The sequence below is a fragment of the Paraburkholderia rhizosphaerae genome (assembly GCF_004366595.1).
GTDB classification, from domain to species: domain Bacteria; phylum Pseudomonadota; class Gammaproteobacteria; order Burkholderiales; family Burkholderiaceae; genus Paraburkholderia; species Paraburkholderia rhizosphaerae.
Map to the genome: position 1 here is coordinate 97,803 of NZ_SORE01000018.1, position 12,198 is coordinate 110,000.

Below are 12,198 nucleotides of genomic sequence, written 5' to 3' on the forward strand. Positions count from 1 at the left end.
GCCGTTTCGCCGTGACGGCAGGCCGCGCCCGCTTGCCGTTACACGCTCAAACAGCCGAAACGACAGGCCGACCGTGCCATCGCACAACCAGCACGCGTCCGACATAGCACAGCACGCCGCACACAGCGATCGTCACGCCCATCCCTTGCGGCGACCCATCGCGCCACAAGCCCACCGCGAGACTCGCGAGCGCGCCGAGTCCGAACTGCACCGCGCCGAACAGCGCAGCCGCGGCGCCCGCATTGCGCGGATAGCGGTGCATCAGATCGGTCACGCAATTCGCGGATAAAAGCCCAACCATACTGACCACGAAGAACAGGCCGAAAACGATCGACCACAATCCGCCCCACCCCGTCAGGCACACTAGTGCGACGAACAGCGATGCGACGCAACTGATCGTCGCGGCCGCGACGATCATCCGCACCGGCCCATACTGGCTGACGAGCCGCGCATTGACAAAATTGCCGGCCATGATGCCGACGATATTCAACCCGAACAGAAAGCCATAGTGCTGCGCGGACACATGGAAGTACTCGATATAGACGAACGGCGTCGCGGTGATATAGGCGAACATCGACGCAAACGCCATCCCGCCGCATAGCAGATGCCCCCACGCTACCGGGTCTTTCAACAGCGTCATGTACGCCGCGAATGATTTCAGAAGCGCCGAATTCGCGCGCTTCTCGCGTGGCCACGTTTCCGGCACGCGCAGGAACGCGGTCACCGCGCACAGCGCGCCGAACAGCGTCAACACGATAAACACCACGCGCCAACCGCCCAGCAACAGAAGCTGCCCGCCGATCAACGGCGCGAGCAGCGGACCGACCGACGTAACGATCGCCATCATCGACATCACGCGCGCGGCTTCAGCCGGCTCGTGCGCATCGCGCGCGATCGCCCGCGCGAGCACCGACGCCGCGCCGGCACCGAGCGCCTGCACGAAGCGAAACACGACCAGCGAGCCGATCGAGAACGACACCGCGCATGCAATGGTCGACAGCACATACATGATGATGCCGCCGAGCAGCACCGGCCGCCGGCCGAACGAATCGGACAACGGGCCATACAGCAGCATGCCGATTGAGAAGCCGAACATAAAGCTGGTCAGCGTGGTTTGCGCGGCGCTGGCGCTGACCGAGAACGCCTGCGTCAACGACGGCAGGCTCGGCAAATACATGTCGATTGAAATGGGCCCGCACGCGGCGAGCGCGCCAAGCAGCAGAATCAGCCGGAGGTCGGGCCGGCCTTTGACGACATGGGACATTGAATTAGATGAAACGTGAAGCCGGTTCGCGCAATGAAACGCAGTGCGCGCGTTGGATGCGGGTGCAACGAACCGTGAGTGACGGTGCGGCGGATTCGTTATTGTAGCTGACAGGCAATCGAAAGCAGCGTGCTTCGCATTTGCGTCGCGGACCTGTCCGACGGCCGCGATACGCGCTTTCGGTTAAGCTCCGGGCTTTGGCGCGGGGCGCCGCCACACGCCCGCACGTCCGCTCGCCCACACACGACTCCTCGACTGAAACCGTCCGTCATGACCGCATTTCTGCTGATCTGGAGCCCCAAAAAGTGGCCCTGGCCCGAACTGCCCGACATCGCGAAACGCGTCGCCGCGGGCGAGGCGGTCACCGATGTCTGGGGTTGCGGCGTCGCGCGCAGCATCCTGCCGGGCGATCGCGTGTTCGTGCATCGTGTCGCGCAGGAGCCGAAGGGCCTGTTTGCGTCCGGCTATGTGACGCGCGGGCCGTATGAAGTGCCCGACGCCACAAGCAAGTGCGGCTATCGTCTGTGCATCGACTTTGTTTACGATTGGCTTGTCGACGCGCACCACGGTGTGGTGATTGCGCGCGACGCGTTGCGCACGCACCCGTTTTCAGTGCAGACGTGGGATGCGCAGAGTTCGGGCACGTCGATCAAACCGATGGTGGAAGGTGCGCTCGAAAAGCGGTGGAAGGAACTGACCGGCACGCGAGGCCGGCCGGCACTTGCGGCTGCGGCCGCCGCTAAAGCTAGCGCGAGCGCGAGCGCGAGCGCACCGCAGAAAAACGCCGAATCGACGAAAACGGCCGCGCATGCTGCTGCGAGAAAGCGCGCGGAGTCCGCTGCGCCGGCGCCGGTGCGTCAGAAGGACAAGCGATCACGCCGCCAATCGCCGCGCTAACCGGTCACAGACCGATCCGACGCGACTCCGGTACAATTTCACGAAGCCATTCAGCCGCCGCGGCCCGCCCGCAGTCAACAGGCGCGCCGCCCCCCGGCTCTGAACGCGCCACCGGCGCGGCCCGGTACCACGGGCTCATTTCCGACTCACTTTCGACTCCATGTCGATCTACGCAGATCCACGCCATGTCCAGGAACCAAGCTCTCTTCGAACGCGCGCAACAGACGATCCCCGGCGGCGTCAACTCCCCGGTGCGCGCTTTCCGTTCGGTCGGCGGCACACCGCGCTTTATCGAGCGCGCGCACGGCCCGTACTTCTGGGACGCCGACGGCCAGCGGTATATCGACTATATCGGCTCGTGGGGGCCGATGATCGTCGGCCATGTGCATCCGGAAGTGCTTGAAGCGGTGCAGCGCGTGCTGGTCGACGGTTTTTCGTTCGGCGCGCCGACCGAGGCAGAAGTCGAGATTGCCGAGGAAATCTGCAAGCTGATGCCGTCGATCGAGCAGGTGCGGATGGTATCGAGCGGCACGGAAGCGACGATGAGCGCGCTACGCCTTGCGCGCGGCTTTACGAACCGCAGCCGCATCGTCAAGTTCGAAGGCTGCTATCACGGCCACGCGGACAGCCTGCTCGTGAAGGCGGGCTCCGGGCTGCTGACGTTCGGCAATCCGACTTCGGCCGGCGTACCGGTCGATATCGCGAAGCACACCACCGTGCTCGAGTACAACAACGTCGAGGCGCTCGAAGAAGCGTTTAAAGCGTTTGGCAACGAGATAGCATCGGTCATCGTCGAGCCGGTCGCGGGCAATATGAACCTGGTGCGCGCGACGCCGGAGTTTTTGCAGGCGCTGCGGCGTTTGACCAGCGAATACGGCGCGGTGCTGATCTTCGACGAAGTGATGTGCGGGTTCCGCGTTGCGCTGGGCGGCGCGCAGCAGGTGTACGGCATCACGCCGGACCTCACGTGTCTGGGCAAGGTGATCGGCGGCGGCATGCCGGCTGCCGCGTTCGGCGGCCGGCGCGACATCATGGCTCATCTCGCGCCGCTTGGCGGCGTCTACCAGGCGGGCACGCTGTCGGGCAATCCGATCGCGGTCGCTGCCGGACTGAAGACGCTGGAACTGATTCAGGCGCCCGGTTTCTACGACAAGCTTGCGCGGCAAACCGCGCGCCTCGTGAGCGGACTGACCGAAGCGGCACGCGCGGCGAAAGTTCCGTTCGCGGCCGATTCGATCGGCGGAATGTTCGGCCTGTATTTCACCGATGCGATTCCGCGCAGCTTCGCCGAGATCTCGCATTGCAATGTGCCGCGCTTTAACGCGTTCTTTCATAAGATGCTCGATGCGGGCGTGTACTTCGCGCCGTCCGCGTATGAGGCGGGTTTCGTGTCGAGCGCGCACGACGATGCGGTGATTGACACGACTGTCGAGATCGCGCGAAAGGCGTTTGCGGCGTTGAACGCGTAACAGGCGCGCGTTGCGCTGCATTGCGCTGCACTGCCTCGCGCCGAAAGACGAAAAGCGTCGAACACGTCGACATAGCAAGCAGATCGATCATAGCGGCCGGGTTTCACGTGCTTGCACGTTTTCGAAGAGCCGCTCACGCACGAACAGGACACCGATGTTCTCGCAAACCGATTTCGTTCATATGGAGCGCGCGCTCGTCCTCGCGGCGCGCGGCATGTACACGACCGATCCGAATCCGCGGGTGGGATGTGTGATCGTCAAGGATGGTCAAGTGATCGGCGAAGGCTTCACGCAGCCTGCCGGTCAGGACCACGCGGAGATCCGCGCGATGAAGGACGCACGCGCGCGCGGCCATGATCTGCGCGGCGCGACGGTGTATGTGACGCTCGAACCGTGCAGTCACTTCGGCCGCACGCCGCCTTGCGCGAATGCGTTGATCGAAGCGAAAGTCGGCCGCGTGGTCGCGGCGATGGAAGACCCGAATCCGCTGGTGTCGGGGCGAGGTCTGTCGATGTTGCGCGATGCCGGCATCGAGGTGCGCTGCGAATTGCTTGCGAATGAAGCACGTGAGTTGAATATCGGCTTTGTGTCGCGGATGACGCGCAACCGTCCGTGGGTGCGAATGAAGGTGGCGGCGTCGCTGGACGGCCGCACCGGCTTGCCGTCCGGCGAAAGCCAATGGATTACCGGGGAAGCCGCGCGCGCGGACGGCCACGCGTGGCGCGCGCGCGCGTCCGCAATCCTGACCGGCATCGGCACGATACGCGAGGACAATCCGCGCATGACGGTGCGTGCGATCGACACGCCGCGTCAGCCGAAACGCGTGTTGATCGATAGCCGGCTCGATGTGCCGCCTGAAGCGCATATTCTTGCCGGCGCGCCGACGCTGATTTTCTGCGGCAATCTGAATGAACAGCTGGAGCAGCGCGCGATCGCGTTGCGTGATCGCGGCGCGGAGATCGTGCCGCTCGCCAATGAAAACGGCAAGGTTGATTTGCCTCGCGTGCTGACTGAACTGGCTGAGCGCGGCGTGAACGAATTGCATGTCGAAGCGGGTTACAAGCTGAACGGCTCGCTGCTGCGCGAAGGTTGTGTCGATGAACTGCTGATCTATCTTGCGCCGAGCCTGCTCGGTTCGGATTCGATGAGCATGTTTAACCTTGTTGCACCTGCATCGCTTGAAGAACGCGTGCATCTTGAGTATCAATCGGTTGACCGGATCGGCAGCGACATTCGTATTCTCGCGCGGCTTGTTCCGCCTCCGCCCTTGCACTGAACAGGAAACTGCAACGATGTTTACAGGTATTGTCGCGGCCGTGGGCCGTATTGCATCGATTACGCCGCTGGGTAGTGAACCGGAAGCGGGCGTGCGTTTGACTGTCGAGGCCGGTGGGTTGGATCTCGAGGACGTACAGCTTGGAGACAGTATTGCGATTCAGGGTGCGTGCATGACGGTGATCGGGAAGACTGATCATTCGTTTGACGTCGATGTGTCGCGGGAGAGTTTGAATCTCACTGCAGGGCTCGCGCAGATGGGGGATGTGAATCTTGAGAAAGCGTTGCGCGCGCATGACCGGCTGGGCGGGCATATCGTGTCGGGGCATGTCGATGGGATGGGGACGGTGACGCGCTTTGCGCCGGTTGGCGAGTCGCATGAATTGCGCGTGCTGGCGCCGAAGGAGATTGGGCGGTATCTCGCGTATAAGGGGTCGATTACGGTGAATGGAGTGAGTCTTACCGTGAATTCGATTGCCGATCGTGATGATGGGTGCGAGTTTTCGATCAATCTGATTCCGCATACGGTCCAGGTGACTACGCTTAAGCACCTGAAGGAAGGGGTTAAGGTGAATCTGGAGATTGATTTGATTGCGCGGTATGTGGAGCGGATGCTGGGGGCGGATCAGGGCGGCTATAACAAATTGAAGTAATCTGGTTTCTGATTAATCAGCTGTCTATCAGTGACTCGTCAAATCTCGCTGAATCAACGATTAGGTGACGATATCGCTAACGGTATATGGTCGTGTTCTGCGATTCGTATACCGTCATCCCTCCAGAAAGCCGCCTCCTCAACCGACTAATCCGGGAGCTTAGGACTCTGTGGGCTCGGCGCGGTCGCCGCATCTGACGGCCCTTCCGACCGCAGGCGGCCACAATGAGTCATTCGACGCCGCACTCAGGATCCGCGACAATGTATCCCTGCATGAAGACCACATGCAAAGGTCAGTCGTCTAATGAGATCTCGTAGCGGACGTGGCCGCTGCGTTTCGCCAGCCGGTCGTATGTGGCCTGAGCCGCGATGTTGTCGCCGTTTGTTATCCAATAGATGCGTGTCCAGTTCTCTTCCACACCAATCGACTTCAGTTTCTCGATGAAAGATGTGGCTACTCCCAAACGCCGGGCCACGGGCGCCACGAACACGTCCTCCAGGTAGCAAACGGTGCGGTCGCTCCAGGTGTTCGGATGGCAGACGTAATGACATAAGCCCAGCAATTCACCGCTCATGGACTGCGCAAGCAGGCCGTGAATTGGGACCGTCGGTTCGTTGATCCGACGCCACGTTTGCGCTGTAACGCGCGGGTCGAGGTTCACGTGATAGAAGGAACAGTACATGTCCCAAAGTCGGAGCCATCCGACATAATCGTCTGCGGTCACTAAACGAATCTCAAAGCGGGGTATAGGCATATCTGGTCACGTTGAACTCTCATCGCCGGCATCATAACTGAAGGTTGCCGGCAGAACATCTGTCGAAGAGCCGCCAGTTGAATGGCCGCTTATGAGCGCCGCGACTGACCGCTCCGGGTCAATGAGAGGCAGACACATCCACACAAAAGACTATTAGCAAAAGACGATGTCGAACGGTTTGGTCTGGTCTCAGCGTGCCACTCGTGTGGAAAGAAAAGATCATTTGAGGCGGTGTCAATCGACGAGAGCGCTATTCATCTGCAGCCGGAATCGACTTCGGAGCCCAACTGCTGAAGAGGTATTCTCGCGCTGGCCTGGCGTCGAAGCGGATTCAGCGGGACTCGCCCCTGATGCAACGACGATGGTTTCGGCCGGGCAAGTCGTGTGGGCAGACATAATTTTTGTGATGGAACGCGCACACAAGGTCAAGCTGTCAAAGAAGTTCGGCTCGTACCTAAAGGGGAAACAGGTCGTGTGCCTCGATGTCCCCGACAAGTATGCATTAATGCAGCCGGAACTCATCGCTGTGCTGGAACGGAAGGTTGGATATTTTTCGCGGTCCGACTGAGCACTCCGTTCGCGTTATGCCTCTCGCCTGATCGCGTTCCGGAGACCCTCGTGGCTCGGTTGCGCGACGCGCTGCGGTCCAGAACGGACCTTCGACATCGCTGTCTGGATCGTCGACAATCCATCAGGCGGCTGTGCCCAAATGACGACGAGTGCCGAGACCTCGTTACGTCGTCTCTGACGCTTCGACAATGTTGAGCAACAAACGCCACGTTCGTCGCAACTTCAATACACAACACGCTTCCGCGGGCAAAGCAGGCGCCTATCCATACAGCGTTCCTGTCAGCGCCTCGCAAGTCTGCCAGAGCCGCTGGGCATCCGCTTCGCTCCTTGCCTGGGACGCAACACTTGCCGGTCCCACCCGCTCGCCGCGCGTCTCGAACATCCCGAGCGGGCCATAGTATCCGCCGTCGACGACATCGGGCGCGGTCGCCGCATAGAGCGTCGGCAGCGCGCCGGCCACGTCGCTGTTCATTACGGCGCGGATAAAGCCGCTTAGTACGGCGCGGGCTGCCCGGCCTGTCACCGAATGCTCGCCGGCACGAAACAGATTTGTACTTGCGACGCCGGGATGCGCGGCAACCGACATCACGCCCGATCGGGCCGCGCGCAACCGTCGATCGAGTTCGAACGCGAGCATGAGGTTGGCCAGCTTCGACTGCCGGTAGGCCACCATCGGCTTGTAGTGCCGCATTGCCTGAAGGTCGTCGAAGTCGAGCCGCCCCCGCTTGTGTGCAATCGAAGCGACCGTTACCACGCGCGGTCGTTCGGGCGACCTTACCGCAGCCATCTCGAGCGCGGGTAGCAACAGGCAGGTCAGCGCGAAATGGCCGAGCACGTTGGTGCCGAGTTGCAGCTCGAAGCCCTCGGCCGTTTCGATGCGCCGGGTTGGCGCCATAACGCCTGCGTTGTTTATCAGGAGGTCCAGCGGCTCGCATGACGCAAGCTCTCGCTCGGCGAAGGCGCGCACCGACGCGAGGCTGGCGAGGTCGATCTGCGCAAGCCGCACCCGGGCTTCGGGCACTTCCGCCCGCAGGCCGGCGAGTGCGCGTGTGCCGCGCTGTTCGTCGCGGCACGCGAGCACGACCTCGGCGCCATGGCGCGCCAGCGTTGCGGCCGTGTAATAGCCGATGCCGCTGTTCGCACCGGTGACGATGGCGCGCCGGCCGGCCTGGGGCGCGATATCGTCGGAAGTCCATGGTTTGTTCATGTTCGTTGAACGTCTCACTGGGTGAAGGCGACACGGAGACTATCACTTCAGATTTTCGTTATCGTGTTCACGGCTCATCGAGCGGCAAGTGCCCACGCAAGTAGTGGACGGTTTAGAGGGCATCGCCCAAGACCGGTGCGCGTTTTACGACGCACCGCTGAAAAGCAGCGCAAATTGCTTCGGCACGCCAGGCACTGTGCAAGGTAAGATGGCGTCGACGCCCTAAGGCGCGATCAACTGTTCCTTACGATTTTTCGAGAGATTTCCATGACGCGAATCGTTCGCTTCTATCAAACTGGTGGTCCCGAGGTTCTCAAAGTCGAAGTGGCCGATATCCCCGCGCCGGGTCAAAACGAAGTGCAGATCGCGGTCAAGGCGATCGGGCTCAACCGCGCGGAGTCGATGTTTCGCAGCGGCCAATATATCGAGGCACCGAAGCTGCCCGCGCGGCTCGGTTACGAAGCGGCGGGCACCGTTGCCGCGATCGGCGCGGGTGTCTCCGGCGTTCAGGTTGGCGATGCGGTAAGCGTGATTCCGGCATTCAGCCTGAACGAATACGGCATGTACGCGGAGGTGGTGAATGCGCCTGCGCATGCGGTGGTTCGTCATCCGGCGTCTCTTTCCTTCGAAGAAGCAGCGGCGGCATGGATGCAGTATGTGACCGCATACGGCGCATTGATCGACATCGCAGGCCTGACGAAAGGCGACACGCTTGTGATTCCGGCGGCGTCGAGCAGTGTCGGGCTTGCAGCGATTCAGATCGCGAACAAGGTCGGAGCGATTCCGGTCGCGTTGACGCGTGGAGCGTCGAAGCGGCAGGCGTTGCTCGACGCAGGTGCCGCACACGTCATCGCCACCGGCGAGCAGGACCTCGTGAAAGAAGTTCACGCGATCACGCAAGGCGAAGGGGCGCGCGTGGTGTTCGACCCAGTCGGTGGCCCGGCATTGACGAAGCTCACGGAGGCGACAGCCATGCGCGGCATCATCTTCGTCTACGGTGCGTTGAGTACGGAGCCGACGCCGCTCCCGTTGTTCGACGTCCTCGCCAAATGGATCACGATTCGCGGCTATGTGATGATGGAAATCACGCGAGACCCCCAGCGACCCGCGCGCGCCGTATCGTTTATAAACGACGGTCTTGCGGACGGCAGCCTCAAGCCACTGATCGCCAGGACGTTCGCATTGGACCAGATCGCCGATGCGCATCGCTATCTGGAATCGAATCAGCAAATCGGCAAGGTCATCGTCACGACCTGAAGGTCGTGAACTTCGCTCCAGGGACGAAGGTGCGCCTTGCCTGAGGCTGTATGTCGCTGATGATCAACCGTGCAGGATGCTTTTGGTTGTGGCCGGTTTCGGGGGGGCGACGGGCGATGGCATATGTATGGCCGAGGCACAAGCCAAGGCACGACCAGGAAGGTCGAGATCGAACAGCTTAACGATGGAAGCTTTCTACTGATACGGTATGAAGCCGTAGATGCGGCACTTCCGACCTCGGATCATTGGTACGCCTCAATCGAAGACGCATATGACGAGTGCGATCACGTCTATGGCATCGGTCGAGACGATTGGCTGCAACGGTGACTGCGTGCTGACCGTCGCGCTTGGACGCGGGCCGCAGTGCGGTCTGCGCGGACAGTCAATGAGGCTTCAACAAAGGCTGCTGAAACCAGGTTGCTCAAACCGGTTGCTCTATTTTTTCGACAGAGCCATGTAGTAGTCGGCAATATTAGCTTCAGAGCCTTTTGTGATCCGATTGAACGCTCGTGCCCATGGCCAGAAGCTCCTGCCAGCGGTGGTTCGCAGGCCCGGAAATCGGTTTTCTCCAAGAGTGACCATACCCCATTCGCCGCCGTGATTGCGACGATACACCTCACCCACGTAACTCCCATATGCTTTTGCAAACGACATAACTTGTTCGTCCGTTGGCTTGGGGTTCGCGCCGATATATGACGAATTCATACGCGCCAGTGCCTTCTCAACATCTGCAATGCTCGCGTCCGACCAATCAAGTTTGATTCCGAACTGCTTCCCGGAGAAATCAACGGCGTCCATTGCGTAAGCTTCCGCAACCTTTTGAATTTGGGGATCAGGAGAAAACGACTGATTAGTCGGAGTGTCTGCCAAAGCAGCTTCCCCGAGCGAGCCAATTATTAAGGTAAGCAACGCTGCCGCAAGGCGCTTCGCGATTACTTTCAATGGGCTTCCCTTTACGAAGTTTCCGAATCGCTTCGGAGAAACGGATCGCTGGCTCTCGCGCCCCTGAATCTCGCGCGTTGACCTGCCGAACCAACTATGTAAACGGCCGTTTTGGGGAAATCTAAAGGTCCCTTGTGGGTCGAACGGAGCGGCTGCTGTACCAGCGCGATCCGCGCGGGAGCTACTGCACTTCCGGAAAAGTTACTGCTCCTGGCTGGTTCTTACCGGAACTACTCCTCATCCGAAACCTGTCGCTCGCGGGCCCAACTAGTCGGGTAGTGGTCCCATCAAGGAGAAGTGGAAGTAGAAGAAGCGCGGGCCGAATGGGCTGCAACCCAAACGACCCGCTGACCACAACCAACTCACCAACGGAGTTGACCATGGCTAAGGCTCATCACAATGCAGCAAAACGCCCTTCGGTTCGTATCTTGACTGTATCGCGTCAGCGCTGACGAAGCACCTTTGCGTTTCGACGGCGCACGGACCATGCCAAAGCCCGACCGCAGTGAAGAGCAACCGACGACCGCGTGACAATCGGTCGTAAGTCTCGCACCCGGATACCGACAGATGCGCCGTATCGTTCGGATCTCCAATCGATGGATCGCGGGTCATGCTGGAGGAGCCGCGCGACGAAGCATGCCGCGACCGCGAGCGAATCACTGCTCCACTTTCAGCGGCGGCCCGAGAAACTCGATGTGCCACTTCGCACCCAAGCGTGCGAGCGTGACCGGATCGGGAATGCCATCCGCCATCACGTCGCGCAACTGGCTGAAGAAGCAGGTAGCGTCAAATCCAGGCGAGATCAGGACCAGCATGCGCGACGTCTCATCATCGATGTTGACGAAGCGATGCGTGGTGCCGACCAGCGCGGTCAGCGTCTCGCCCGCCTGCACGACTTTACGTTCGCCGTTCACTTCGAACAAATAGCGTCCTTGCAGGACATGGAACACTTCGGTTTCGTTTTCGTGCCGGTGGATCGGTGGGCCGAAGCCTGGCGCATCGTATGTTTCGATGAGCGTCGCGCGCCCCTGCGTCGCCGTTGGCTCGATGTACACCTTCAGATCGAGGCCGATGGCGGGAATGTGGATGGCGTTGTCCGTGATCGTTTCATCGTCGAGGAAGTGCGATTTCATGATGTCGGTCCCTGGCGTCGCTGATTTGTGGGTCAATGGTGATCGAACAGTGCGATCTGCTTCGACTTGATCATCGAACGGACCTTGGTCATAAACCCGCTCTGCGGGTCTTTCTGGCACGCCCGCGCGACCGTCGCAGCGACGGGCTGCATGGTATCGACCACGGTGGTTTCAGTGCCTGTGACGCCGAGCTTGTCGACGCCTGCAACCCAATAAACGACCGCCGGCTTATACGCATCGTCTACCTGAACGAAGTCGGCACACGTCATTTTGGCCGGAGTGATCTTCTGTTCGGCTGCGCGGGCGACATTGGACGCACCGATGACGAGAACACACATCGAGGCTGCAATGGCTTTCACGAGTTTCATTTGAACTCCTTGACAGGTTGAGATGTTCGAGACTGCCTGCGCATCGTATCGATGCAGAGTTAGCCAGGAATTACCATCAACGAGTGACGTCCAGCCAATTCCGCGCACGTCGCGAATCACGTTGCGTCCGAAGCGCTTACGCATGGAATGGATCAGCACGTCTAGCGCATTGCTTTCGACTTCGTTTCCCCATCCGATAGGGAAGCGATATTTCCAGGCGGTCTTGTCAATTTGGCGCGCTAAAAGCGACGATTTCGGCATAGTTTCAAGATTCGCAATGAAACGTATGACGAGCTTAGAAAGTCGAGTAGAAAACTGTGGAAAAATGAATCGAACGTTCAGTCAGCCATGTTTATTTTCGGCTTTTTGTGTCGCACGGTTGATATCCCGTTACGACAACATCTTTTAA

Annotated in this window: 12 protein-coding genes and 1 pseudogene; 6 read left to right on the forward strand and 7 right to left on the reverse strand. The window is 60.3% G+C overall.

What is annotated here, in order from left to right:
- Positions 1-46 precede the first annotated feature (46 nt).
- On the reverse strand, positions 47-1,264 hold the full coding sequence (locus BX592_RS22380; protein ID WP_134194608.1) for a Bcr/CflA family multidrug efflux MFS transporter: 1,218 nt from the start codon (positions 1,262-1,264) through the stop codon (positions 47-49).
- A gap of 270 nt (positions 1,265-1,534) precedes the next feature.
- Here BX592_RS22380 and BX592_RS22385 point away from each other — a divergent pair, with 270 nt between their 5' ends.
- The 4 genes from BX592_RS22385 to BX592_RS22400 all read left to right on the forward strand — a co-directional run bounded on the left by BX592_RS22385 (position 1,535) and on the right by BX592_RS22400 (position 5,558).
- On the forward strand, positions 1,535-2,161 hold the full coding sequence (locus tag BX592_RS22385) for a hypothetical protein (RefSeq protein WP_134194610.1): 627 nt from the start codon (positions 1,535-1,537) through the stop codon (positions 2,159-2,161).
- A 185-nt stretch (positions 2,162-2,346) separates the two neighbouring features.
- Complete coding sequence (gene hemL / locus BX592_RS22390; RefSeq protein ID WP_134194612.1) at positions 2,347-3,630, forward strand: glutamate-1-semialdehyde 2,1-aminomutase; 1,284 nt, start codon at positions 2,347-2,349, stop codon at positions 3,628-3,630.
- A 154-nt stretch (positions 3,631-3,784) separates the two neighbouring features.
- Entirely contained in the window at positions 3,785-4,906 is a 1,122-nt protein-coding gene (gene ribD / locus BX592_RS22395) for a bifunctional diaminohydroxyphosphoribosylaminopyrimidine deaminase/5-amino-6-(5-phosphoribosylamino)uracil reductase RibD (RefSeq protein WP_134194614.1), read from the forward strand.
- Positions 4,907-4,922: 16 nt separating this feature from the next.
- Positions 4,923-5,558, forward strand: coding sequence for a riboflavin synthase (locus BX592_RS22400; RefSeq protein ID WP_134194616.1), 636 nt, complete (start codon positions 4,923-4,925; stop codon positions 5,556-5,558).
- A 292-nt stretch (positions 5,559-5,850) separates the two neighbouring features.
- Here BX592_RS22400 and BX592_RS22405 read toward each other — a convergent pair whose 3' ends face one another.
- Positions 5,851-6,240 carry a GNAT family N-acetyltransferase gene (locus tag BX592_RS22405; protein ID WP_166676427.1) on the reverse strand — a complete coding sequence of 130 codons (390 nt, stop codon included), beginning with the start codon at positions 6,238-6,240 and terminating at the stop codon, positions 5,851-5,853.
- Between the two features lie 295 nt (positions 6,241-6,535).
- Between BX592_RS22405 and BX592_RS34545 the strand changes: the two genes are divergently transcribed.
- Complete coding sequence (locus BX592_RS34545; protein ID WP_134194763.1) at positions 6,536-6,880, forward strand: low molecular weight protein tyrosine phosphatase family protein; 345 nt, start codon at positions 6,536-6,538, stop codon at positions 6,878-6,880.
- Positions 6,881-7,141: 261 nt separating this feature from the next.
- Here BX592_RS34545 and BX592_RS22415 read toward each other — a convergent pair whose 3' ends face one another.
- Positions 7,142-8,089, reverse strand: coding sequence for an oxidoreductase (locus BX592_RS22415; RefSeq protein WP_134194620.1), 948 nt, complete (start codon positions 8,087-8,089; stop codon positions 7,142-7,144).
- Between the two features lie 267 nt (positions 8,090-8,356).
- On the opposite strand from BX592_RS22415, the gene BX592_RS22420 reads away from it, so the two are divergent.
- Positions 8,357-9,346 carry a zinc-dependent alcohol dehydrogenase family protein gene (locus tag BX592_RS22420; protein WP_134194622.1) on the forward strand — a complete coding sequence of 330 codons (990 nt, stop codon included), beginning with the start codon at positions 8,357-8,359 and terminating at the stop codon, positions 9,344-9,346.
- A gap of 435 nt (positions 9,347-9,781) precedes the next feature.
- On the opposite strand, the gene BX592_RS22425 is transcribed toward BX592_RS22420, so the two are convergent.
- The 4 genes and pseudogenes from BX592_RS22425 to BX592_RS22440 all read right to left on the reverse strand — a co-directional run.
- A complete protein-coding gene (locus BX592_RS22425; RefSeq protein WP_134194624.1) occupies positions 9,782-10,288 on the reverse strand; it encodes a hypothetical protein in 507 nt (168 codons plus the stop codon).
- Between the two features lie 656 nt (positions 10,289-10,944).
- Entirely contained in the window at positions 10,945-11,421 is a 477-nt protein-coding gene (locus BX592_RS22430; RefSeq protein ID WP_134194626.1) for a cupin domain-containing protein, read from the reverse strand.
- A 32-nt stretch (positions 11,422-11,453) separates the two neighbouring features.
- A complete protein-coding gene (locus BX592_RS22435) occupies positions 11,454-11,789 on the reverse strand; it encodes an HdeA/HdeB family chaperone (protein ID WP_134194765.1) in 336 nt (111 codons plus the stop codon).
- A 78-nt stretch (positions 11,790-11,867) separates the two neighbouring features.
- Positions 11,868-11,984, reverse strand: a pseudogene (locus tag BX592_RS22440) (DNA-binding response regulator); the annotation flags it as partial.
- Positions 11,985-12,198: the final 214 nt, after the last annotated feature.

Coding starts and splice junctions, on each gene's coding strand:
- BX592_RS22380 (WP_134194608.1), bottom strand. CDS start 1,264: ATGTCCCATGTCGTCAAAGGCCGGCCCGACCTCCGGCTGATTCTGCTG.
- BX592_RS22385 (WP_134194610.1), top strand. CDS start 1,535: ATGACCGCATTTCTGCTGATCTGGAGCCCCAAAAAGTGGCCCTGGCCC.
- hemL (WP_134194612.1), top strand. CDS start 2,347: ATGTCCAGGAACCAAGCTCTCTTCGAACGCGCGCAACAGACGATCCCC.
- ribD (WP_134194614.1), top strand. CDS start 3,785: ATGTTCTCGCAAACCGATTTCGTTCATATGGAGCGCGCGCTCGTCCTC.
- BX592_RS22400 (WP_134194616.1), top strand. CDS start 4,923: ATGTTTACAGGTATTGTCGCGGCCGTGGGCCGTATTGCATCGATTACG.
- BX592_RS22405 (WP_166676427.1), bottom strand. CDS start 6,240: ATGTACTGTTCCTTCTATCACGTGAACCTCGACCCGCGCGTTACAGCG.
- BX592_RS22415 (WP_134194620.1), bottom strand. CDS start 8,089: ATGAACAAACCATGGACTTCCGACGATATCGCGCCCCAGGCCGGCCGG.
- BX592_RS22420 (WP_134194622.1), top strand. CDS start 8,357: ATGACGCGAATCGTTCGCTTCTATCAAACTGGTGGTCCCGAGGTTCTC.
- BX592_RS22430 (WP_134194626.1), bottom strand. CDS start 11,421: ATGAAATCGCACTTCCTCGACGATGAAACGATCACGGACAACGCCATC.
- BX592_RS22435 (WP_134194765.1), bottom strand. CDS start 11,789: ATGAAACTCGTGAAAGCCATTGCAGCCTCGATGTGTGTTCTCGTCATC.